Below are 24,418 nucleotides of genomic sequence, written 5' to 3' on the forward strand. Positions count from 1 at the left end.
ATATTTATTTTTTAGAAAGAGTGATTGGATGGTACAGTCTAAAAAACAAAAATACCTATTTCTTGCCTTTTGCCTTATTCCAACTTTTATAATGTTTAGTATTTTTACCCTATATCCTTTGTTTAGTGGTCTATACTATTCTTTCTTTGAATGGTCAGGTTCGTCACAGGTAAAAGAGTTTATTGGGTTTGATAACTATGTAAAGTTATTTAAAGATGAGATAATCCCCGCTACAATCTGGCATGATTATTTTCTTGTTGTCACAAAGGTTATCGGTATAATGATTATGGCTTTGTTTATTGCTGTAGCATTAACGCAATTAAAGATAAAAGAAGCGCCATTTTACCGTATCATCTTTTTCTTCCCGAATATAATGTCTGTCGTTGTAATTGGTATTTTATGGACGTTTATTTATAACCCAAGTCTAGGTCTTGTTAATTCAGGTCTTGAATTCCTTGGATTGGAGAGTTGGGCTAAGCCATGGTTAGGCAGCGAAGATTGGGCCTTACCGAGTCTTGTTCTTCCGTCAATATGGGCAGGTATAGGGTTATTCATGCTCTTACTGATGGGTGGTATTGCTAATATTTCAAAAAGCTTTTATGAAGCAGCTGAAATAGATGGAGCAAATGAATGGCAGCAATTCTGGAAGGTGACCTTACCACTTGTATGGCCACAGATCAAAATTTCTATCTTATATATCGTTATCACAACGTTAAACGGTTCCTTTATTATTGTGCAAATCATGACGGGAGGCGGTCCGAATAACTCTACACACGTTATGGGGTCGTATCTCTATCAGCAAGCATTTCGGCAATATAACTTTGGATATGGTGCAACAATCGGAGTAATGATCTTAGTTCTTTCTCTGATAACTGTGTTAATCTTACAGTTCTTTATGCGAAGAGAAAAAGTAGAATATTAGAAAACTAGAGTATTAGAAAACTAGGCTTATCGCCAAGCCTTAATATAGATAAGCCTTAGTTGCACTTATGCAGTAAGAAAGTATTTTATATTTTCTTAACTGCGAGAAGGGAGGATAACCTAGTGAAGCGTAGTGTAGGTCAATTTATAGCAAGAACGGGAATTAGAATTCCGCTTATATTATGGTCAATAGCTGTACTTTATCCGATTATTTGGATGTTCATAGGTTCATTTAAATCAAACGCAGAGATATATGCCAATCCATGGGGCTTTCCAGAGACATGGAATATTCAAAACTTCGTTACTGCGTGGTCAGAATATAATATAGACACAAGTGTTTTTAACAGTTTAATTGTAACAGTAGTGGGCGCTTTGCTTACGTTATTACTGGCGGTTCCAACTGCATATGCACTTGAAAGAATTAGATTTAAAGGCAGTAACTTTTTATTTACGCTTTATATTTCAGCGATGATGATTCCAATGGTACTCGGTTGGATCCCTCTATTCTTCCTGTTGGAACAGTTTAATTTATTGGATAATATCTTTGGGCTTGCTATTGTGTATGCAATAAGCCAGCTTCCATTTTCCATTTTTGTATTGACAAGTTTTATCAGTACGATTCCAAAATCGCTGGAAGAGTCTGCTGCCATGGATGGTATGTCACCATATGGTGTTCTATGGAAAATAATTACACCGTTATCCATGTCTGGTATTATTACTGTTACGATTATGAATGCAATCCAATTTTGGAATGAGTATTTCATGGCATTAATCTTTCTTCAGTCGGAAGGAAACTATACACTGGCATTAGCGATTGATTTTATTAGTAGTGAAGCGCAGTATACAAACGCCTGGGGAACTTTATTTGCAAGTCTGGTAATCGCAATTCTTCCAGTCATTATTCTTTATGCAATCTTCCAGCAGCGGATTGCGAAAGGTATGACAGAAGGTGCAATAAAAGGATAATTTTTAAGCGGTAGCCACTATTTTGTGGTTACCGCTTTTGGTTGTTTTCTAAAGTTCTATGATACCGCTACGGAAATACACTTCGCGCACCTAGGGCGGCTGGTGAGCCTCCTCGTGCTGCGCACTCCGGAGTCTCGCCGATGCCTTTCCTTCGACGAACACGACGTTCTAGTGTCGGCGTTGGCCACAGGACGTGGCCGTCTTTAGCCGACCCGCAGGAGTCTCCGTGTATTTCCTCCGCTGGGGTGGTGGGCTACCTATAACTTAAAAATTCTTATTGTGATGGATAAACAAGGTTTAAACCATTATAACCAGCAGTTGGAATATGCGATACTCCTGTGGGACAGCGATCCAAAGAGACCCCACAGAGAGCGTTCTTTGCGAACGAGGTAGACTAAGTACAGCCACGTCCTGTGGTAACGTCTGCACTAGCACGTCCTATGCGTCGGAGGCTCGTGGTGAGCCCGCGGCTAGGGAAGACACTGTGAAAGCTTCAGCTTGAACAGATGTCGCCTTTGTACCCGGAGGGGTGATTGCGTGATCAGAGAGCCACACAAACGAAGATTATCCTTAATCAGTCGTAGTTCATATATATTCTTATCAAAAACAACAATCGTTTAGAAAACACCTTACTAAAAAAGCTGTAACCTTCCCCACATTACGTAACAGTGTATGTCAATTGCGAGAGTTAGAGCAGTGAAATTTACGAAAAAATACCTTTATAAAATAGAAAATGCAATTAGGAACTTCTTTTACCCGGTGTAGTAAAGATACTGTCAGGAAAAGCTTGTTCCATTCCACCTGTAGATTGTTATTTCTATTTATTCTACTAAACCACCTCTTGGTAATAATAAGATCCTGTGACATACCTAAAAGAATAAAAAAAAGTGGGTGTCCCAAATTTATTGGGACACCCTTTATAGTTATGGGGGTAACTATCAACTCTTAATATAGTAAATACCCTTCTCGGATATTTTTAAACTCATTTAATTCATCTTTCCATTGTTCCTCCATATATTCTACTGATTTACCTTCTTTAATTGCTTCACGAATCCAACCATTTCCGACCAGGTAATCGAAGAATGAAATGCCAGCACTATTTTCAGCGCGGAATGCGAAGTCCTCTGGATACATATCGTGCAATGTCTTTACGATATGAAGACCAGTTTTTATAGGGTGAAATGATTGCTTGTGTGTAACGTGAATCTGTACACCGTGACTTAATGTGCCACTATGCTTGGAAAATGCAGGTGTGAACGATGCTGCCCTGAAATCAACACCAGGCAAATGCAATTCATTCAAGGTTGCTGCAAGTTCAGTGCTATTAATATATGGTGCTCCAAGCAATTCAAATGGTTTAGTTGTTCCACGTCCTTCAGATGCGTTTGTTCCTTCAATTAATGCTGCACCTGGATAAACATTAGCTGTATCTGTTGTTGGCATATTAGGTGATGGCATAACAAACTCTAATGGTGTTTCGTCATAATACATATTACGTTTCCAGCCATTCATTCCTACAACAGTTAAATCAGCTCCAATATTGTATTCATTATTGAATAACTTCGCAAGTTCGCCGACAGTCATACCATGTCGTAATGGAATAGGATACTTACCTACAAATGAAGAGTATTCTGGATCAAGTACTGGCCCTTGTACCTTTTCGCCACCTTGTGGGTTCGGACGATCTAGTACGACAAATGGAATATCGTTTTCCTGTGCAGCTTCCATTGCATAAGCCATTGTGTAGATATACGTGTAAAATCTTGTTCCCACATCCTGAATATCAAAGACTAATACATCAATATTCTCAAGCATTTCTGGTGTTGGTTTTCTTGTTTCGCCATATAAACTGTATACTGGTAATCCAGTTGTTTCATCAATATAATAATCGACGTATTCACCAGCCTGTGCACTACCACGTACACCGTGCTCAGGTCCGTATAGTTTTGTTAAATCAACATCTGGGTCGTTGTGTAAAACATCAACAATACTGTTTAAATCCTTGTCAACTCCAGTAGGGTTAGTAATTAATCCTACTTGCTTACCTTCAATTAAATCCTTTTGTTCGTCGAGTAAAACGTCTACGCCTAGCTCGAACTTTTTATCTTTACCTTTTGATTTTCCGTTGTTATCGCCATTATTTGCATAGACCGCGGTTAAAGAACCGAGTACAAAAAGAAGTGCTGCTATTGTTATTAGATATTTTCTCATAAATAATACGCTCCTTTTCTATGTTTAATAAGATAACCCGTATCCAAATTCGAATAATGCATCGCCATTTTCACCAGGGATCGTTACTGGTAAAAGACCAGTTGGATTGTTCTCGCCAAATAGTGATGCAGCAGTTGCTTCAAAGCTTGCATCCCTGAATCCATATTGGGCTAGATACCCATCGATTTCCGGATAGGCCATGATGTCATATGGATTACGAATTCCTACTCCAATAACAGGTGAAGAAGCTTCTTCAATTAGTTGATTAACCATTTGCATTTGTGAACTGTCTTCTGACCGGCCGCTAACGTTATACGTATACGTACCAACAATTACTGCGCTTGCGCTCTGTACCTGGGCAAGCTGTTCATCACTTAATGGTCCTGCTGTCTGGATAACCTCTGTGTTGGGATGGTACTCAGTCACAGCATTATATAAACTATTAACAAATGAATTACCTACTACAACTACCTTTTCTTCATTTGAAAGTTCCAGTGGGAGTGCATTGTTATTTTTAAGTAATGTAATAGATTTATTTGCTACTTCTGTTTCTACTTGCTTATGTTGTTCCGCTCCAACAACTTCTTCAGCATTTTCGACGATTTCATCTACTGGTGTTGGCGATTCTGATTTGATGATTTTCCGTTTTATTTTTAAGGTTAGAATTCGTTCAACTGATGCTTCGATTCGTTCCTCTGAAATCTCACCAGTTTCCACTGCGTTTAGAAGTCCATCAGCAACTTTTTCAAGTCCTACAGGCATAAGAACGATGTCTGTTCCTGCTTTAACGGCACGAATCACTGCGTCGACTGAACCAAAATGTTCTGTAATAGCATTCATATTTAATGCGTCCGTAATGATCAGGCCATCATAACCCATTTCTTCACGCATTAACCCGGTTAAAACCTTATGCGAAAGTGTTGCCGGTAAAGAAATCTCGGTTCCATCTTTTTTGGAAACAACTTTCGTATCATCTATTTTTGGAAAAGTAACATGTGCAGTCATGATTGCATCAATGTTCGCTTCCATTGCTTTTTGGAATGGGAAAAGTTCCACATCCATTAGACGTTCTTTATCATAAGGAACTTCCGGTAGTCCAAGATGGGAATCAACTGCTGTATCCCCGTGACCAGGGAAGTGCTTTGCAGTTGCTGCTACACCGGTGCTTTGTAATCCTTTCGTATAAGCGATGCCCATGTCGGCAACCAACTCAGGTGATCCACCAAAAGAACGTACACCGATAACCGGATTGTCCGGGTTATTATTAACATCCATAACTGGTGCAAGGTTCATATTGATACCAAGTGCATTAAGTTCTTCACCGATTGCTTTTCCAACATTATGGGAAAGGTCGGTTGAGCGTGTCGCACCAATCGCCATGTTACCAGGGAAGTCTGTTCCTGATTGCAGGCGTGTAACTATGCCGCCCTCTTGGTCAATTGTCATCAGCAAACCATATTTTTCAGATGCTTCCTGATATGCTGCCACCAATTCGGCTGTTTGTTCCGTTGTTACAACATTTTCTCTGAATAAAATAACGCCACCAAGGTCATATTCTTTTACCGTTTGCTCAATTTCAGGTAGCATTTCGGTAACGTTTTCGCCATCCCAATTGCGGAAGTCCGGCATAAGCATTTGACCGATTTTTTGTTTCACCGTCATGCCTTTAATTGCTTTATCTATGACGTTGTAGCGCTCGTCTTCCTGTTTTACGACTTTTCCTGAAAATGAGGGTTTTCCTTTGTTTGCTGTGTTGTCTGGTTTGTAATCAACGGCAATCCTATCCTCGTAGGTGCCGTCTGTTACCGTAATAAATGAACGCCCCGGCTGTTCTGTATAAGTAACTTCACCATTTTGATTAACTGTAGCAACGTTCTTATTAGTTGATTCCCAGGTGAGGTTTTCTGTGGTGGATTTAAAATGGCCATCATTATACATGTGTAATGCGCTTAAATCCACTTGATTATTTGTGACTTGTACTGTTGCTTGTGGAACGTTCTCTAAAAGAATGAGGTCATTAACTGATTCATCCTCTGCTGCTTTTACCGTGTTATTTGTATATGTTAATGGACTAACGATTAGCATGATAATTGTTAGCATAATAAAGGATAACTTGAATTTTGCTTGCATCATTTTCCTCCTATTAGTAATCTCGTTTTACCCAGTCTTGACTGTCGAAATCTACTGATTGACCATTACTCAGCTGAAGATTTGAAATATACCAACCTCGGCCATTTGTGTAGCTATCTGTTTGATAGTTAAAGCGAATAAATTTTGTTCCAGCTGGTATATCAATTTCTTGTGACTGCCAGTTGATACTACTACCAGTGAAGGATTCTCCTGTACTTGTCCAGTTTTGGCCATCTTCTGAGATCTCCACAACACCGAAGTCATATTCTTGTTCGATTCTGTACCATGTATCAAATGAAATTGAAGTGTCATTTTCCACATTAACTTCAGCGGTTAATTTTTGATCAGTGTTGTCACCATAACCAGAGAACCATGTATCATTTTTGCCTGGTGTAGTGACAGGAATAGCATCTGCAACTTTGCGGGCAAACTGACGTCTGGCTGGGTTAGTAGAAACCGTATCACGTGTTGGATGTACACGGTTTGTTAACAAAATAGCAATCGTATCGTTGTTCTGATTTACTACAAATGATGTTCCCGTATAACCAGTATGTCCAATAGTTGACGATTCAGATAAGGCATCCATGTACCAGCCTTGTGCAAGCTCAAATCCTAAACCATGTTCATCTCCTGGAAATTGTGGGATTTGATTTTCGACAAGCAGTTCGACCGTTTCCGGTTGAAGAATTTGTTTACTTCCATAACGTCCTTCGTTAATCATCATGTGACCTAATTTTGCCAGATCATTTGCTGTTGAAAATACACCTGCATGACCTGCGACTCCACCAAGTGACCATGCATTTTCATCGTGTACCTCGCCCCAGACGAGACCTCTATCTGTCCATGGTTGGTCTTCGGTTGCAGCAATCTGATTTTTTAATTCTTCAGGTGGATTATACATGGTGTCAGTCATATTGAGGGGTTCTGTGATGTTTTCTTTTACAAATTGATCCAATCCTTTACCAGATATCCGTTCGACAATAACAGCTAATGTAATCATGTTTAAATCACTATACGTGTATGTCGTTCCGGGTTCATTGTCCAATGGGTATTCGAAAACATATTGCAGTCGATCCTGTTTATTTTCGCCAATGCTATAAAGGGGTACCCATGGCTTGAATCCTGATGTGTGTGTCATTAGTTGACGGATAGTAACATTTTCCTTCCCGTTCTGAGCAAACTCCGGAATGTAATCCGCTACAGGATTATCCAGGTTAAAATGCCCTTGTTCATGTAACTTCATTGCTGCAATGGTCGTGAATATTTTACTAAGGGAAGCAACGTCAAAAATAGTATCCTTGCTCATTGCGACAGGGTCTTCAAGTTGATTTCCGCTATCATCCTGATAAATTGCCGCATCGCCATATGCTTCATGCTGAACAATGTGACCACGGCGGGCAACAAATGTTACAGCGCCAGGCATCACGTTATCAGAAATCATAGATTCCATTACAGAGTCAATCTCGTTTAACGGTTCTGCAACCATACCAGCACCTTTTATTGAGCCAGGATGCAAAATAGGTGATGTTGGACCTGGAGTGCCCCAGCTAAATTTGGGATGAGCCTTTTCCTGAACATTCTTCTTGTCCTTTTTTTCAATGGTCGGTTTAGGTATCATGTCAGCACTTGCAGGCAATCCAGTTGTTGCGAAAAATGATGTCGAAACAATTACGGATAATGAAATATACGACAATTTTCTCCTCATTTCTCTCCTCCTTATGACAATTAATGTAAAGGCTTACATTAAGGATAAAATTAAATAATAATGCCGTCCATGCAACTTAGGTATTAAAAAACTTGGGAAAGTTACTAAATATAAGAGTAATGGGATGGGCGGAAAGTATCATCGGCAGATAAGAAAGTATAAATCCTTTCTTACTGCATAAGTGCAATTAAGGCTTAACTATATAAAGGCATGGCGATAAGCCAAATTTTCTAAAGGCTAGATAATTGCTAGAATAATGGGAAATTAATATACTTGTCTTATTATATTTTAAAAAGAGGTTTGTTGAATATGGGGAATTCTATACTAAGAAATAAATGGTTTGTCTGGGCATTAATTCTGCTCATTACAACTATCTGGGGCTATGCATGGGTCTTCATGAAAGCCTCACTTGATTATATGGGGCCTTTTACATTCTCGGCGTTTCGCTTTGGAACAGGGGCGGTCACACTGCTTCTTGTAGTATGGCTGTGGAAAGCTGGTAAACTACCACGTAATATGTGGAAGCATCTGATTATTGTTGGGATTTTACAAACATCGATTGTGTTTCTGCTTGTCATGTATGGGATGCAGTTTGTCGATGCAGGAAAGTCATCGGTACTATTGTATTCAATGCCACTTTGGAGCAGTATTTTTGCTGTAAAGATTTTGGGTGAAAAAATATCAGCCGGAAAAACAATCGGTTTAGGCATTGGAATGCTGGGACTGGTGACGATTCTGGGCTGGGATATCTTCATGGTGCAGGATCCTGAAGTGATTTTTGGTGAAATACTTATAATTGTTGCCGCGATAGCCTGGGCTTCATCAAATGTCTACTATCGGACAAATTTGCAGGGCATGAATAAGATCCAGGTCACAGCGTATCAAATGCTGTTTGGGACAATTGGAATTATCATAGCAAGCTTATTTGCAGAATGGGGAGACCCTGTTCAGCTCACCGGGGAAAGCATATTTTACATACTTTTTACCGGTGTATTGGCATCAGCACTATGTTTCTCAGTTTGGTTCCTGCTGCTGAGTACGATTGATATGGTCACTGCAACCCTATCAACATTGCTCGTGCCGGTGTTCGGATTGTTCTTCGGCTGGTTGATATTAGGAGAGACATTGACAATCGGGATCATTGTTGGGTCTGTGCTTATATTAGTCGGGATTGTGGTTGCGCAGTTATCGCGAAAGTAGAAATAAGAGAGGATACCTCAGCTGGGAGGAATCCTCTCTTTTTTGTAGATAAGAAAGTATAAATCCTTTCTTACTGCATAAGTGTAACTAAGGATTTTCATCATTAAGGCTTGTCGTAAAGCCAAGTGTTATAATATATACAGAATAATCTCTTCTTCTAATTTACTTACTATTATGATAAGTTTACGATAGGTTTAATTTAAGAAGTGGAGAGGTTGTACATAACATATGAAACGAGTCAGCTTGCAGACAAAGATCTTAGGATTAATTATTATGCTGATATTATTCGTGACGATTTTGCTAGCTGGTATCATTTCGTATATTGAGTCGGAGGAAACTTCTAAGAATATAGGGGAAAAGGCCTTGCATGTAGCAACTACAGTATCTTTTATGCCTTCAGTAAAGAATGCTTTTAAACTAGAAAATCCTGCTGAAGTAATTCAGCCAATAGCTGAAAGAATAAGGAAAAAAGTAGGTGCTGAGTTTATTGTAATTGGAAATTCCAATAGTATTCGATATGCGCATCCTGATGATTATAAGTTAGGAAGACGAATGGTGGGCGGCGACAATGGTAAAGCACTAATTCATGGTCAGTATTATACATCAAGAGCGGTTGGAAGTTTAGGACCATCGTTGCGTGGAAAGGCACCAATTTTCAATGACCAAGGGAAAATTATTGGGATTGTTTCAGTCGGATATATGGTAGAAGACATTAAATCTATTGTTTATGATAAATTGTTAAAGATTACAAGTATATCATTACTGGTTTTAGTTATCGGTGTGATCGGGGGTATACTGTTAGCACGAAATATCAGGAAAGATACTCATGGGCTAGAGCCTCATGAAATAGCATCGTTATACCGGGATCGGAATGCAATCCTGCAGTCAATAAAAGAAGGAATAATTGCAATTGATAAAGCGGGCTATATTTCGATGATGAATCCATCTGCCAGAAAGATTCTCGGACTATCTGGTGACGACAGTTACAGGAAAATAGAAGAAATAATTCCCAATACGAAAATGTATAATGTACTAAAATCCAAAGAGCAAAAAAAAGATGAAGAAATGTTTATTGGGGATAGAGAAATAATTGTGAACCGTACTCCTATTTTTGAAAATAATGAAGTTGTTGGTGTTGTAGCAAGTTTTCGTGATAAGACAGAGATAAATGAGATGCTTAATGCCTTGTCAGAAGTTAGAAGGTATTCTGAAGATCTTCGTGCACATACGCATGAATATACCAATAAGTTATATGTATTATCTGGACTGCTTCAACTTGGACACTATAATGAAGCAATTGAACTTATTCAATCAGAATCAGCCGTTCATTTGCAACAGAATAACGTTGTACTTCAACAAATCAAAGATAAGGCTGTTCAAGCAATATTATTGGGTAAGATTAGTAAAGCATCTGAGAAAAAGATTGATTTCCATATTGACAGTAATAGTTCTTTGGAACATATACCAAGGCGAATAGATATTTCAAAATTAATAACAATATTAGGCAATTTAATTGATAATGCATTCGAGGCAGTTGTAGATAGTGAGTATAAAAAACAGGTAACATTTTTCGCAACAGATATTGGTGAGGATATTATTTTTGATATCTCGGATAATGGTTGTGGGGTTAAAGAGGAACACCTCGATTATATTTTTGATATAGGTTTTTCTACAAAGGAAAAAATTGACCGTGGATATGGTTTAAGCTCCGTAAAAGAAATCATTGATGAACTTAATGGGGTAATTGAGGTTCATAATCAACAAAATGGTGGAGTTGTTTTTTCTGTATTTATTCCTAAGAAACAGATAGGGAGTGATTAAATGATTCGAGTTATTATTGCAGAGGATGATTATCGGGTAGCTGGTATTCATGAGGAATTTTTAATGAAAATTAGTGGAGTTAAAGTTGTAGGTAAAGCATTGAATGGTAAAGAAACATTAAAGTTAGTTGATGAAACTTCACCAGACTTAGTCTTATTAGATATTTTCATGCCGGATATCCTCGGTATTGAACTTATAAAGGAAATGCGTGATTTAAAACCTCAACTTGACATTATCATGATTTCTGCAGCAACAAATAAAGAAATGATTGAAGAAGCAATACGTAAAGGGTTGTTCGATTATATAATTAAACCTGTGAAAATGGATCGATTTGTTGAAACAATTGAGAAATATAAAGATACAAAAAAGACACTGGATGAAATTGAAGAGATTAATCAATCTTTTTTAGATGAATACTTTGGCCAGGCAAAACAAAGGAAATCTAATATAAAGGAAACACCTAAAGGAATTGATCCACTAACATTGGAAAAAATTGAACAAATTATGTTTGAAATGAATGAAGGTATAACGGCAGAAGAAATGGGCCTGAAAATTGGTGCATCAAGAACTACTGCCAGGAGGTATTTAGAGCATTTGATTTCAGAAGGTACTTGTGCAGCTGAATTAGAATATGGAATTGTTGGAAGGCCAGAAAGAAAATATAATATAAATCGTAAAACATCTTGATAAACATTCAAGGTGTTTTTTAATTTCACTTTACTAAAATATTGTGATAATACTGTGAACAAAATAAACAAAAAATATAAAAAGTTGTTATTATTCATTATTTTGAAAACGGTTACATTTTCACTGAATTATATTAACCTTAGTAGCAGATGCAATGATTGACGATTATTCATTGTAATAACAAAAGGGGGAAATAGTAGTGAAAAAATTATTATCACTTTTAGTATTAGTCCTATTAATGGTTATTGCTTCAGCATGTTCAGGTGGAAGCGAAGAAGCAAGTGGTTCAGACGGTGATACTTCTTCTGGAGATTGGTCTCCAGAACAACCGATCGAAATTGTATCTCCATCTGGAGCGGGTGGCGGTTGGGATACAACTGCTAGAATGGTAGGAAAAACTTTTAATGAAACCGGAATTATCGAACAGGATATTGGAGTTGTTAATAAACCTGGTGGCGGTGGCGCTGTTGGCTGGGCTTCAATAGCAGAAAAAGAAGGCAGCAATACTGATCTGTTTGTTTCATCACCACCAATTTTATTAGTACCACTTAACGGACAATCAGAGTATGGCCATGAAGATTTCACACCACTTTCAAATATGATTGCAGACTATGCAGCGTTCGCAGTAGCTGCTGATGCGAAATGGGATAATTTAAATGAATTATTTGCTGATATGAAAGAAGATCCATCAAGCATTACTGTAGTTGGTGCATCTTCACCAGGCAGTATGGACCATGTTCAATTTATGAAAATAGCTAAGGCTGCTGGAGTGGATGTTACAAAAGTTAAATATGTTTCGGATCAGGATGGTGGAGCTTTAACAGCATTGTTAAATGGCAGTGTAGACGTGTTTTCAACAGGTGTAGCAGAAACTGTGGAGCAAGTTAAGGCAGGCAAAATTAAAGTATTAGCCGTTACATCAGAAGAGCGTTTAGAAGGTGAGGTTTTATCTGACTTCCCTACTGCAATAGAGCAAGGAGTTGATGCTACATTTGTAAATTGGCGTGGATTCTTTGGACCACCAAATATGGATGAGGCAGCAGTTAAATACTATGAAGAAAAATTTAAAAAGTTAAGTGACTCAGAGGAATTTGCTGATATCAGGAAAAATTATGGCTGGAGCGAAATGTATATGAACAGCGAAGAGTATAAGACATTTTTAGATGATCAAAAGAAAGAAATTCAAGGTTTGTTAGATGAATTAGGAATTGGAAAATAAGGTAAAAATTAGTGGAGCCAATGATCATGGTCATTGGCTTTACCTTTTTAGCAGTGCAACTAAGGCTTATCTACATTATGGCTTAGCGATCAGCCAAGTTTTGTAATAGTTTAAAAGATGATTATTAGGCGGTGAAAAGATGCTAAAAACAATGAACCAAAAAGTAAGTATAGTTTTAATCCTTGTAGGTATTGGATATCTATATATGACTTCAAACCTCCCTTCGTATCCATATTCTCCGGTTGATGCAGATGTTATACCAACAGGATTAGGATGGTTGTTGGTAGGATTGGCAGTTCTTCTATATTTTACAAAGGATTCAGAAACAAAGGAACAAAAAGCAAGAAGAGATATTCCAAAAAAAGATATAGGGGCATTATTGGCTGTTTTTATATTTATCTTTTTTTATATACTTTTGCTTGAAGTCCTAGGATTTATCGTATCAACAGCAGTATTTATCTTTTTCAGTTCATGGTTTCTAGGGTATGAAAAATTTAAAACAAATATTATTGTTTCAATTTTATTCCCCCTTTTTATTTACTTGACCTTTACTCAATTTCTGAAAATCAGTTTACCAGAAGGGATTTTACCGTTTTAGCGCAACACATTAAGGAGGTAGCATATGGGTTCACTAGAAGGTCTTATGACTGGATTTGAAGTAGCTTTTAGTTTAACAGGAATTTTATTTGTATTAATTGGTGTATTTGTTGGAACATTTATCGGTATGTTGCCTGGACTTGGTCCAATCACTGCAATTGCTGTAATGATTCCTATTACATATGGAATGGATCCTTCTACTGCCTTAGTAATGATGGCAGGTGTTTATTATGGTGCAGTATTTGGAGGGTCAACGGCATCGATATTATTAAACGCCCCTGGAATTTCGGGTACGGTTGCAACGTCATTTGACGGATATCCAATGGCCCAGCAAGGTAAAGCGGGAAAAGCACTGGCCATTGCAGCAGTTGCATCGTTTACTGGAGGAACAGTAAGTGTTGTTTTGTTAATGTTATTTGCACCAGCACTTGCAAGTGTAGCAGTAGCATTTAGTCCTGCAGCTTATTTTGCTTTAATGTTTATGGGACTAACAGCCATATCCAGTTTATCGGAGGGGTCAACAGTTAAAGCATTGATTTCAGCAGTTGTTGGGTTTATGGTGGCAACAATTGGAATTGATGCGCAAACTGGTACACAGCGCTATACTTTCGGAAATGTTAGTCTGCTGGAAGGACTTGACTTTCTAGTTATTGCATTGGGACTATTTGCACTAGCTGAAGTGTGTTCGTTGATTATAAATAGGAAGGATTTATCTGTCAATAATGCACATAAGCTTGGTAGCTTAAGGCTGACAAAAGGCGATTTCAATGAAATGAAAGGTCCTGTGACAAGGCAGTCATTTCTTGGGTTTATTTTGGGGGTACTTCCTGGTGCAGGTGCAACAATCGCATCGTTCATTGGATATATCACAGAAAAACGGATTGCAAAAAATCCTGATGAGTTTGGGAAAGGATCTGTCAAAGGACTCGCTGCTCCAGAGACTGCTAATAATGCTGCAACAAGTGGAGCATTCGTACCGCTATTGAGTTTAGGTATTCCGGGCTCTGGTACTACAGCAGTAATGCTAGGTGCATTCATGGTATTAGGCGTACAACCTGGCCCGTTATTAATGACGGACCATCCTGAAATTTTCTGGGGAATTATTGCAAGTATGTATTTAGGTAATGTTTTTCTTTTAGTATTAAATCTACCCTTAATCCCATATATTGCAAAAATACTAAAAATACCACGTCCGTTACTGATATCGCTAGTAATCATGTTCAGTATTATAGGTGTGTATGCAATTAGTTTTAGCACGTTTGACTTATATATGTTATTGCTATTTGGAGTAGTTGGGTTTTTAATGCGCCTTTTTGCATTTCCAGCACCACCATTAATTTTGGCATTTATTCTTGGGGGTATGATGGAACAGTCGTTTAGACAAGCATTGACCATTTCAAATGGAAGTATGATGGTATTCATCAAGGATCCTATTTCACTTTCTTTGCTATTAGTGGCTTTATTATCATTTACTTTCCCGCTTATTCGCCAAATCCGCAGTCGAAAAGGGTAACTACAGATGAGAGTTCTTAGATTACATTATTTGATGGTTTTTACATTAATTTTTGTTTTCATAATTGGAAGGTCAACATTTCTATTGAATTTCACATTGGAACAGCAGCTCACATTAGGTTTATTGCTATTAGCTGTTTATCTGTGGGTGGCTGCACCAATTCCAACTGGTTCGACCAGTATTTTACTACTAGCTTGTATGCTTTTATTAGATCTGGTTGATAGTGTGGAAGAAGCAATGGTTGGTTTCTTATCACCAGCACTATACTTTATTTTAATGTTATCGCTGATAAGCCATTCGTTAGTTAAGGTTGGGGTAGACAGAGTAATTGTTCGTTTCCTATTAAAAATTAGTAAGGGCGGTCCTAAAATAATTATAGCTTCCTTACCAATTTTGATCTTGTTTTTACCAATTATTTTACCTTCAGCTATTGCTAGATTTAAGATGCTGTTACCTTTGGTTACAAAGTTAAATCACTATTACGGATATCCAGAAAAAAGTTTATTTGAAAAGTATTGTTTATATGTAATTGGAATGCTCAATCAAAATGCAACAATGATTATTTTTACTGGTGGCGGGTTTCCAATTCTTGCATCACAACTATTAAGGGATTATAACGTTGCAAATATCGGATGGCTAGATTGGATTTTACAAATTGGCCCACCACTGTGGATAGGGTCTCTAATTGTTGTGTTGTTTGTCTGGCAGTTTTTGAAAAAGACTTTACCGGATGATGAATGGTTCAATGATCGAAAGAAACTACCCTTGGTTCATGACAAAAAAAGGGAAGAAACAATGCCAGTCCTTTTTTGGATTGTCATTAGTAGTTTTTTAGTCATGATTGTAACGTGGATTGTAACGGACCAAAGATATATTCCGTTACTATTACCTCCCATGATTTTAGTTGTTCTTTATTCAATACCTAAAATTAACTTGATTAATAATAAAGTTATTCGTAATTATGATTGGGAAAATTTTTTATTGCTGGGTTCTTCCTTTTCGTTAGGGATGTTAATTGCTGAGAATGGAACAGCAAGTGTCCTGGCAAAGGAATTAATCAGTGTCGTTTCACCTGATGGAAGTATTGTAGTAAAAATCATAGCAATTGCTATATTTATTCTTTTATTACGATTTTTATTTGTTGTTCCATCTTCTGCAATGATCGTTATTTTCCCTATTGTTATGTCTTATTCTGAATTAATAGGTATCCCACTTGAAAAACTCGCCTTTTTAGTAATTATGATTATTGGTGGGGTTATGGTATTGCCAATTCATTCCCCAACAGCATTTTTGGCCTATGAAACTGGCATTTTAAAAAAGAAGGAGCAATATACGATTGGTATATTTTCCAGTTTGGTAATTATGATTACCGCAATTTTTGCAGCAATCTATTATTGGTGAAAGGAGGAATAAAATGGAAAACACAGATTCTGATCTTATTTTGGAGGAAATAGCTGAATATGTTCTAAATGGTGAAATAGAAAGCGAGGAAGCAATTACAACAGCATCACATGTATTAATGGATACATTAGGTTGTGGATTTTTAGCTATGCGTTACCCCGCATGTACCAAACATTTAGGTCCAATTGTCCCTGGCACGGTGGTTCCGAATGGCAGTAGGGTACCAGGTACGCAATTTGAGTTGGATCCTGTACAAGCAGCTTTTAATATTGGAACAATCATTCGCTGGCTGGACTACAATGATACTTGGCTTGCAGCTGAATGGGGGCATCCCTCAGATAATTTAGGGGGAATATTAGCTGTTGCTGACTACTTGAGCAGAAAAAACGTTGCTGAAGGAAAAGCACCTCTTACAATGGATGAAGTGTTATACGCAATGGTTAAAGCACATGAAATTCAAGGTATTTTGGCGCTGGAAAACAGTTTAAATCGGCGGGGGCTTGATCATGTGCTATATGTGAAAGTAGCTACAACTGCTGTTGTTACGAAAATGCTTGGTGGAACGAAGGAAGAAATTATTAATGCATTGTCTAATGCATGGATCGATAACTCAAGTTTACGTACATATCGTCATTTTCCTAATGCAGGTTCAAGAAAATCATGGGCCGCCGGTGATGCAACAAGTCGCGGTGTACGGTTAGCTTTGATGGCTGTTAACGGGGAAATGGGCTACAAGACTGCTTTATCTGCCAAAGGTTGGGGTTTTGAAGATATTTTATTTGGTGGTGAAAAGCTAGTGTTGGGACGTGAGCTCGGATCCTATGTAATGGAAAATATCCTATTTAAAATCTCGTATCCGGCAGAATTTCATGCACAAACATCCGCAGAGTGTGCAGTAGAATTACATGATAGTTTACATGGTCGTTTTGATGAAATAGAGAAAGTTGTTATCACAACACATGAATCTGCAATTCGAATTATTGATAAAACAGGTCCATTATATAATCCTGCTGATCGCGACCACTGTCTGCAATATATTACTGCAATTGGACTTCTTTTTGGAAATTTTACAGCTGATCACTATGAAGATGACGTTGCCCAAGATCCAAGAATTGATCAGATACGGGATAAGATGGAAGTTGTGGAAAATAAACAATATACTATTGACTATATAAATTCTGAAAAACGTTCTATTGCAAATGCTGTACAAGTATTTTTTAACGATGGCACCTCCACTAAACTGGTGGAAAGAGAGTATCCATTAGGGCATCGTTTCCGTCGCGAAGAGGGTATACCTAAATTAAAAGAGAAATTTAAGGATAATCTTTCAACACGATTCCCCGAAAAAAAATCAGAGAAAATTTACAAGATGTGCAATGATTTAATTTCTTTGAGGAAAACAGAAGTCCACAACTTTATGGCTGAATTCATTATTTGATGGAAGGAGTGGTTTTATGAGTTGGTTAACTCAAAAGCAATCATCACAAAAAGAACTGGCAACTAGGTTTTTGAATCTGGTTAAAAATGAATCAATCTTAAAAATACCGGGTACACATGATGGCATGGCCGCTTTAGTTGCCAAACGTGTTGGTTTTCGAGCGCTTTATTTATCAGGTGCAGCCTATACAGCAAGTAAAGGATTACCGGATTTAGGTATTGTACATTCGGAGGAAATTGCAGCACGCTCGAAAGAAATCGTTCGAGCAACAGACATGCCGCTTTTAGTAGATATAGACACAGGCTACGGAGGTGTGTTGAACGTAGTTAAAACGGCAAAGGAAATGCTTGAAATAAACGTGGCAGCTGTTCAAATGGAAGATCAGGATTTGCCAAAAAAGTGTGGTCATTTAAATGGGAAAAAACTAGTCCCTAATGAGGAAATGGCTCAAAAAATCAAAGCAATTAAGGAAGTTGCACCATCGTTAGTAATTGTAGCGAGAACTGATGCAGTTAGTGTTGAAGGACTAGATAGTGCAATTAATCGTGCCAACCAATATGTTCAGGCCGGAGCGGATATTATATTTTCGGAGGCCTTAGCGAAGCAAGAACACTTTGAACAATTCAAGCGAGAAGTCAATGCACCACTTTTAGCAAATATGACTGAGTTTGGAAAAACCCCATATTATAGTGCATATGAATTTGAAAAATTTGGTTATAGCATTGTCATCTATCCAGTTACTTCTCTTCGTGTTGCAGCAAAAGCATATGAGCAAGTCTTTGAGGAAATCAGTGAAACTGGTACTCAGAAAAACATGCTTGATGATATGCAAACAAGAGAGGAATTGTATGAAACGATTGATTATTATGAATACGAGGATTTGGATAGTAAAATCGCGAAGACGAAATTGTAACTATATCGTATATAAAAAGGGCCAGGTTTAGAAACCTGGTCCTATACTTTAAACTATCTTTTCAAACGTATCATTATCACAAATTACATACAATTCCGCGTCATCTGGAATTTTTTCATCTAGTCGTCTGTTAATATCCAGTTCTTCTCGGTCTGCTATGAGTGTTGCGCCTTGCTCTAACAATTCTTTAAAGGCGTCATGATATGTTGACCAATTGTCCTTTTTTGAAATCTTAAACAGGTCCTCGCCATGCTGTCTGCTGATTAACTGGGAATATACTTTACTCACACCTTTATACATTGCTGAACGGACAGCCAGGCTTGAGATGGTTTCCTGGGACAGAATAAACTCATCTATATTTACATGTGCGAAGTTCGCGGTATGTTTCTCCGTTAGAATTTCGACAGTGGTATGTACAGTTGGTGCTAATCGTTCCACGACAATCGCAACAGTTAACGTCTTTGCGTCACGCAAGGATGGTTCGTAGATTTTATCATCCGAAAATATAATTACTGACTTTGCCTTTGTAATATTGGCTTTGTTAAATGTTTCTTCTTCTGTAGTATCTCCTTGTATATAGTGAACTCTGTCTAGCGATACATCAAACGGTGATTTTGGCAATGTGTCAACAATCACGACTTCAGCAGATTCATTTGAATTTAAAATTTCATCAACAGCAGATTCAGTTTTCTTTCCCCATCCGATAATGATGATGTGATTCTCTTGTGTATATTCCACTTTACCTTCCTCCCTTTTCTTTCTAAAGATTGAAAACACGTCGACAACTTTTCCTATAACTACCCCTAACAAGCCAATCCCTATCATATACATAATTACTGCAAATAACTTTCCGGCTGCAGTTAACGGGGAATAATCACCATAACCAACAGTGGAAAAGGTTGTCATGACATAATAGAATGTATTTAACAGACTCTCAAAGTTATCTGGTTCCAGGAAGTACATAACGAAGGTGCACAGAACAACAAAAATTACGGTTGAGAGCAACAGCGTCAAGTTTCTCATCTTTATTAAATTTAATCCAAGTTTCACAAAAAAATGCAATGACTTGTCCTCCTTGTTTTTACTCAGTAAATGTATTTATCATTTTATCATAAAAAATTTTAAACATCTTTAGATAAATATACTTGTCAATGGACTATTAAATTTGTTATATAAGTAACATGCGTTATTTATAGGAAATATTGAATTTATAGGGGGGATGTACATTATTTCTAATAAGGTCTTAATGGAAGGTTTAAGTGACATGGTTTTTGTGATGAAAGTAGAAGGTGGATTTGAATTTACATATGACTTTGTGAACCGTGCGGCAATGGAAGGAACGGATATAACTCAAGCTGCATTAGGTAAAACAATTCAGGAAGTATGCGCTCGAGACCAATCAGACTTCTTATACGAGAAGTATAAGGAAGTAGTTATAAGCAAAAATAGTGTAACCTTTGAAGATTCATACATATCTCACGCAGGTGAAAAGTTTCACTCAAAAACGTTACTTACTCCACTATTTAATGATTTAGGCCAATGTGAACAAATTGTAGGGGTAGTTAAAGATATCACCAGTGAAAAAGTAGCTGAGTCTGAAAGAAGAGTAGCATGGGATAGGCTTCATGAAAGTAAAGAAAGGTATCATTCATTATTCCATCATAATTCCGATGCAATAATTTCACTAGATTTAAATGGTCATATTACAAATGGAAATGTTGCTGTTGAGACGATTTCTGGATATTCACCATTAGAGTATAAAGGATCAGTCTGGGATTCATTCGTAGTTGAAGGGGATAAACAATTAGCTACGAAACTTTTTATGGGAGCTATAAGTGGATCAACTGAAAATTCACAGTTGGAAATTCATAATAAAGCAGGAGATAAAATTTGCTTGTCCATAAAGATTACGCCGTTAATAATAAATGAACAAGTAATTGGCGTTTATTGTATTTTTAGAGATATAACGGAGCTATTAAAAGCTCAAAAACAATTAGAAGAAAGCCAAAAGAGATTTCAAATCATAGCTGAGCATGCTCATGATCTAATAACTTTAATGGATGAGAAAGGGAAAATAATCTATGCATCACCATCTTATAGAAAAATATTAGGTTATGATAATAAAGAATACCTTGGGAAGAACTTTCTGCACAATGTTCATCCTGATGATCGAATGCGAATGGAAGAGGCCTTTATTCAGTCGATTAAGAGTGGTGAATCGTTTTCAATAGAAATTAAACAATACAACTATAAGAATGAAAATGTTTGGTCAGAATCACGTGGCACACCAGTTTTTGATAATCGAAACAATCTTATATATATACTGGTTTTGACCAGAGATATTAGCTTGCAGAAAGAGTATGAGATGAAGTTAAAAGATTTTGCTCTTCATGATCCATTAACTGAGCTTCCAAACCGCCGTTTATTTAATGAACGATTAAATCAAGCTTTAGAAACCTTAAAAGAAAAGAACAAAGATGAACTAGCTGTAATCATGTTGGATATTGACCGCTTTAAAGAAGTTAATGATGAAATGGGTCACGACGTTGGGGATAGGGTTATTATAGAGTTTGGGAGAAGAATAACTCAAATGATTAGAGAAAAGGATACTGTTGCACGTATTGGTGGCGATGAATTTATAATACTTTTACCGAATATTGGATCTGCCGATAAAGCAGTTGCCATTGCCAAAGATATTCTACAGTGTATTCGAAAGCCTTGGCAGGCAAATGATAGGCAGCTTTTCATTACAACTAGTATAGGAATAGCAATGTCTCAAAAGCAAGATAATACCGCGGTTTCCCTGTTTAAGAATGCTGATATTGCATTATATGAAGCAAAAAATCGAGGAAGAGATTCATATAATCTATGGAAAAATAAATAATGCTGTCATCCTAGTCGGATGACAGCATTTTAATTAAAAGAACAATAGACCGATAGATATTGGGATAAAGCTATACAATAGAATCATCACACAAAAGCCCATAATATCGCGGACTTTCAAGCCTGCTATTGCGAGGAGCGGCAATGCCCAGAACGGCTGAATCATATTTGTCCACGCGTCACCCCATGCAACGGCCATCGCAGTTTTTGCGGTATCTGCACCTATTTCCAATGCTGCCGGAATCATAATTGGCCCCTGCACAGCCCATTGACCGCCACCAGATGGGACGAAGAAATTCACAATCCCTGCACTGATGAAGGTGAATAATGGCAATGTATATTCAGTTGAAATGCTCACAAACCACATGGACATTTCCTGAGACAGACCAGATGCGACCATCATGCCCATAATGCCGGCATAAAACGGGAACTGAATGATAATTCCGCCAACATTTTTAACCGCCCCTGTTACACTGGTAAGGAAACGACGTGGTGTTTTATGGAAAATAACTCCTAAGAATAGGAAAATAAAGTTTACAATATTAATGTTCAGGTCGAAACCGTTTTGAACAAAATGATAAACAATAAAGCTAAGCCCCATAGCCCCAATTAATAAGGAAATGATTTGACTGTTTTCTAATCGTTCAGCTGGTGTCATGTCATCTTTAGCTGGAGCTTCCTCCTCTGGCTCAGTATCCTCCGATTTCCATGTAGAAGCATCTGTATTGTTAAGCGGATCGCGTGACTTCATTAGAAATCTGTTCAAAAGTGGAAGTGTAATAAGTAAAGTAACGACAATGAAAATATTAAATCCGCTAAAAAGTGTTTCAGTTACAGGAACTGTTCCAATTGTATCCTGCAGAAAGTGATCAGGTGTTGCAATTAATAATGGAATAGAGCCTGAAAGACCACCATGCCATAACAGGAACCCACTATAGGCACTCGCCATTAGTAAACGATAGTCTACTGATGGAACACGTTTAGCCACATGGATTGCCAGTAACGCCCCTACTACCAGGCCAAAACCATAGTTAATCAGACATGCAATTGCAGCAACAAATGTAACAAGTATGATTGCCTGGCCAGGTGAATTTGCAAGCGTACTGATCTTAGCTAACAATCGTTTGACAAGCGGCGTGTTTGCAAGTATGTAGCCAGTTATAACGATAAGCGACATCTGCATGGCAAAAGCCAGTAAGTTCCAGAAACCGTCTCCCCAATATTGTGTCATTTCAATAGCTGTACTGCCCATGACACCCATCCCTAAAATGAAAACGATAAACGTTAAAATAATTGCAAAAAGAAATGCATCAGGTAAATATCGTTGTACCATTCGGTCGAAAAATGATGTTAATGCTTTCAATTAGATTTCCTCCTTTGTATATTGTAAGCGCTTTATTTAAGTGCACCTTTTAAAACTATCAGAAGATTCTTTGTTGCGTCAATTGGCTTGTTTTAATTGTATGATTTGGTTAAGGAGATGATGAGTGTTAAAAAACGGGAAAAATATAATTAAAAATTTTTCCAAAAAAGATTTAAACATTATCGAACATTGCCGATATAAGTAATACATCATCATGATGAATGAATGTTATGGCCATAACATCAGAAGGACATGCGAGACATAAGGATGTGACTCGCAAAAAAAAATACACTTACATGGAGGTAAGGAAAACATGATTATTAATCACAATATTGCGGCGCTAAACACGCACCGCCAACTAAGCAACAACAACCAAGCAACACAAGGGTCTTTAGAAAAACTTTCTTCAGGTCTACAAATCAACAAAGCAGGAGACGATGCAGCAGGTCTTGCAATCTCTGAAAAAATGCGTGGACAGATTCGTGGTTTGGAAATGGCACAGAAAAATGCCCAAGACGGTAGACCAGAAATGCCGCTCTAGGTAGCAATACTTAGATGAAAACTCCGTGAATTCGGTGGAACCCCAAACCAGCTTTGCAGTGTGGATGGTGGGCAATACCGAGCCAAGCCTAATGAATTGGTGAAAGTAGTTAGGAAGGTGTAACGATCAGGTGGTGAGGATCCATACCAATAACCCACCCACGAGCGCGGGGCATCCTATAAGGATGAAGATATGATCTGAACTTTATGGAAACATAAAGAAGCAGCGGATAAACAGCCACTGCGATAACAAATTTGATTTCTCTAGTACAAACTGCAGAAGGTGCAATGAACGAATCTCATTCAATTTTGCAACGTATGCGTGAACTAGCTGTTCAAAGTGCCAACGATACGAATACTGACACGGACCGTGCAGAAATGCAAAAAGAAGTGGATCAATTAGCAGGTGCATTAACTGACATTTCTCAGGACACTGAATTTAACACTAAAAATCTTCTTGATGGCAGCTTTGAAGGAACATTCCATGTTGGAGCAAATGAAGGTCAAAACTTAACTTTGGAAATTGGAGATATGAGTGCAGAAGCTTTGGAAGTGCAAGGTGAAACAGAGGGTACAGGAATTGATGTTTCTACTGAGGAAGCAGCTGATGCAGCTATTACTACCATTCAAGAGGCAATTGATAGCGTATCTGGTGAACGTTCGAAACTAGGTGCAGTACAAAATCGTTTAGATCATACCATTAACAACCTAGGAACTTCTGCAGAAAACTTGACAGCTGCAGAATCACGTATCCGAGACGTTGACATGGCAAAAGAGATGATGAACTTCACTAAGAATAACATTCTTTCACAAGCGGCACAGAGCATGCTGGCGCAAGCAAATCAGCAACCGCAAGGAGTATTACAACTTTTACGTTAATTTAGAATATTTGCATGAGACTCTAGTTATC

18 protein-coding genes and 1 pseudogene are annotated in these 24,418 nt (G+C 37.7%); 14 read left to right on the forward strand and 5 right to left on the reverse strand.

Translation table 11 applies throughout. The annotated features are described in order from the left end of the window. The first annotated feature begins 28 nt into the window (after positions 1-28). Both BLS02_RS05320 and BLS02_RS05325 read left to right on the forward strand, forming a co-directional pair. Entirely contained in the window at positions 29-922 is an 894-nt protein-coding gene (locus BLS02_RS05320; protein WP_092491908.1) for a carbohydrate ABC transporter permease, read from the forward strand. A gap of 122 nt (positions 923-1,044) precedes the next feature. Continuing rightward, positions 1,045-1,887, forward strand: coding sequence for a carbohydrate ABC transporter permease (locus tag BLS02_RS05325; RefSeq protein WP_092491909.1), 843 nt, complete (start codon positions 1,045-1,047; stop codon positions 1,885-1,887). A 945-nt stretch (positions 1,888-2,832) separates the two neighbouring features. Here BLS02_RS05325 and BLS02_RS05330 read toward each other — a convergent pair. From BLS02_RS05330 to BLS02_RS05340, 3 genes are read right to left on the reverse strand one after another with little or no spacing between them, the layout of a single operon-like run. Further along, complete coding sequence (locus tag BLS02_RS05330) at positions 2,833-4,098, reverse strand: exo-beta-N-acetylmuramidase NamZ family protein (RefSeq protein WP_092491910.1); 1,266 nt, start codon at positions 4,096-4,098, stop codon at positions 2,833-2,835. 24 nt (positions 4,099-4,122) lie between these two features. Continuing rightward, complete coding sequence (locus BLS02_RS05335) at positions 4,123-6,231, reverse strand: glycoside hydrolase family 3 protein (protein WP_092491911.1); 2,109 nt, start codon at positions 6,229-6,231, stop codon at positions 4,123-4,125. A gap of 10 nt (positions 6,232-6,241) precedes the next feature. After that, a complete protein-coding gene (locus BLS02_RS05340; protein WP_092491912.1) occupies positions 6,242-7,933 on the reverse strand; it encodes a serine hydrolase domain-containing protein in 1,692 nt (563 codons plus the stop codon). A gap of 309 nt (positions 7,934-8,242) precedes the next feature. Here BLS02_RS05340 and BLS02_RS05345 point away from each other — a divergent pair, with 309 nt between their 5' ends. From BLS02_RS05345 to prpB, 9 genes are all read left to right on the forward strand, one after another. Then, positions 8,243-9,133 carry a DMT family transporter gene (locus BLS02_RS05345; protein ID WP_092491913.1) on the forward strand — a complete coding sequence of 297 codons (891 nt, stop codon included), beginning with the start codon at positions 8,243-8,245 and terminating at the stop codon, positions 9,131-9,133. Positions 9,134-9,361: 228 nt separating this feature from the next. After that, on the forward strand, positions 9,362-10,954 hold the full coding sequence (locus BLS02_RS05350) for an ATP-binding protein (protein ID WP_092491914.1): 1,593 nt from the start codon (positions 9,362-9,364) through the stop codon (positions 10,952-10,954). Further along, positions 10,955-11,641: a response regulator gene (locus tag BLS02_RS05355; RefSeq protein ID WP_092491915.1), complete on the forward strand. Its 687-nt coding sequence runs from the start codon at positions 10,955-10,957 to the stop codon at positions 11,639-11,641. A 238-nt stretch (positions 11,642-11,879) separates the two neighbouring features. Beyond that, positions 11,880-12,860, forward strand: a complete 981-nt coding sequence (locus tag BLS02_RS05360) for a Bug family tripartite tricarboxylate transporter substrate binding protein (RefSeq protein ID WP_092492242.1) — start codon at positions 11,880-11,882, stop codon at positions 12,858-12,860. A 139-nt stretch (positions 12,861-12,999) separates the two neighbouring features. Continuing rightward, on the forward strand, positions 13,000-13,458 hold the full coding sequence (locus BLS02_RS05365; protein WP_092491916.1) for a tripartite tricarboxylate transporter TctB family protein: 459 nt from the start codon (positions 13,000-13,002) through the stop codon (positions 13,456-13,458). Between the two features lie 24 nt (positions 13,459-13,482). Continuing rightward, positions 13,483-14,970, forward strand: coding sequence for a tripartite tricarboxylate transporter permease (locus tag BLS02_RS05370; RefSeq protein ID WP_092491917.1), 1,488 nt, complete (start codon positions 13,483-13,485; stop codon positions 14,968-14,970). Between the two features lie 6 nt (positions 14,971-14,976). Further along, a complete protein-coding gene (locus BLS02_RS05375) occupies positions 14,977-16,371 on the forward strand; it encodes an SLC13 family permease (RefSeq protein ID WP_092491918.1) in 1,395 nt (464 codons plus the stop codon). Between the two features lie 13 nt (positions 16,372-16,384). Then, entirely contained in the window at positions 16,385-17,809 is a 1,425-nt protein-coding gene (locus tag BLS02_RS05380) for a bifunctional 2-methylcitrate dehydratase/aconitate hydratase (protein ID WP_092491919.1), read from the forward strand. A gap of 16 nt (positions 17,810-17,825) precedes the next feature. Further along, entirely contained in the window at positions 17,826-18,722 is an 897-nt protein-coding gene (gene prpB / locus BLS02_RS05385) for a methylisocitrate lyase (RefSeq protein ID WP_092491920.1), read from the forward strand. Between the two features lie 48 nt (positions 18,723-18,770). Here prpB and BLS02_RS05390 read toward each other — a convergent pair whose 3' ends face one another. After that, positions 18,771-19,784, reverse strand: a complete 1,014-nt coding sequence (locus BLS02_RS05390) for a potassium channel family protein (RefSeq protein WP_092491921.1) — start codon at positions 19,782-19,784, stop codon at positions 18,771-18,773. A gap of 157 nt (positions 19,785-19,941) precedes the next feature. On the opposite strand from BLS02_RS05390, the gene BLS02_RS05395 reads away from it, so the two are divergent. Then, positions 19,942-21,606 carry a sensor domain-containing protein gene (locus tag BLS02_RS05395; RefSeq protein WP_092491922.1) on the forward strand — a complete coding sequence of 555 codons (1,665 nt, stop codon included), beginning with the start codon at positions 19,942-19,944 and terminating at the stop codon, positions 21,604-21,606. 33 nt (positions 21,607-21,639) lie between these two features. On the opposite strand, the gene BLS02_RS05400 is transcribed toward BLS02_RS05395, so the two are convergent. Beyond that, positions 21,640-22,968, reverse strand: coding sequence for a short-chain fatty acid transporter (locus BLS02_RS05400; RefSeq protein ID WP_092491923.1), 1,329 nt, complete (start codon positions 22,966-22,968; stop codon positions 21,640-21,642). A 313-nt stretch (positions 22,969-23,281) separates the two neighbouring features. On the opposite strand from BLS02_RS05400, the gene BLS02_RS05405 reads away from it, so the two are divergent. Together BLS02_RS05405 and BLS02_RS05410 are read left to right on the forward strand one after the other, a co-directional pair. After that, positions 23,282-23,509 carry a flagellin N-terminal helical domain-containing protein gene (locus tag BLS02_RS05405; RefSeq protein ID WP_439144704.1) on the forward strand — a complete coding sequence of 76 codons (228 nt, stop codon included), beginning with the start codon at positions 23,282-23,284 and terminating at the stop codon, positions 23,507-23,509. 257 nt (positions 23,510-23,766) lie between these two features. Next, positions 23,767-24,387 (forward strand): annotated as a pseudogene (locus tag BLS02_RS05410) (flagellin); the annotation flags it as partial. Positions 24,388-24,418: the final 31 nt, after the last annotated feature.

Origin of the sequence: Virgibacillus salinus (assembly GCF_900102415.1) — a bacterium.
Classification (GTDB): Bacteria; Bacillota; Bacilli; order Bacillales; family Amphibacillaceae; genus Lentibacillus; species Lentibacillus subterraneus.